This window comes from Bartonella sp. CE47NXGY (assembly GCF_042195415.1).
In the GTDB taxonomy this organism is placed as follows: Bacteria; Pseudomonadota; Alphaproteobacteria; order Rhizobiales; family Rhizobiaceae; genus Bartonella.
In genome coordinates, this window is sequence record NZ_JBHIOI010000280.1 from 1 (window position 1) to 572 (window position 572).

Annotated in this window: 1 protein-coding gene; it reads left to right on the top strand. The window is 26.9% G+C overall.

The window, feature by feature from the left end; translation table 11 throughout:
- Positions 1–91 precede the first annotated feature (91 nt).
- Entirely contained in the window at positions 92–544 is a 453-nt protein-coding gene (locus ACFIL3_RS11105; RefSeq protein ID WP_375610908.1) for a hypothetical protein, read from the top strand.
- The last annotated feature ends 28 nt before the right edge of the window (positions 545–572 follow it).

A 572-nucleotide genomic window follows, 5' to 3' on the forward strand; every position in this document is an offset into this window, starting at 1 on the left:
GGTATTCCGAAAAGCGTTCTCAATTACGAACCTCTCATAGATGAGATCAATAAAGAGATCAAAAAATTATCAAAAACCGCAGGAAATAAATATGTTTACAGATAAGCAGCTAAGAGCCTTGTTTGGTATTATAATTTTTATATTTTTATGCTTTTTAGAAATTAAAAAAAATCCCTATTTTATCCAAGGTATTTTGATATTTGCATCTTTTGGTTTGATAATAATAACAAATATTTTTGTAATTTTATGCAATTCTCATATTCCTTTTGAGTTGCAGAACAATCCAAAATATAAAGATGATGATACAACAGGTTGGAAGATATTAACACGTGATTTACAACAGTATATGCACCGACTTTTAAAGCTAATAAGTTTAGCACTTGTCGTTTTAATTTTTCCAAATAGTTATACTGTATTTTGGTATTTAGATATCGTTTTTTGGTACTTTTTTTTAGTTTATTCATTCTTTCTCATGTTGCATACACGCAGTTTAATAAACATGTCCATTTACGCACTACATTTTTATACTAAAAACCAAAAGTAAAATTTAAAATCACTTGGTATTCAATTAG

What these genes read in the sequence shown, in the direction of transcription:
- ACFIL3_RS11105 (WP_375610908.1), top strand. Translation starts at nt 92, where the DNA reads ATGTTTACAGATAAGCAGCTAAGAGCCTTGTTTGGTATTATAATTTTT.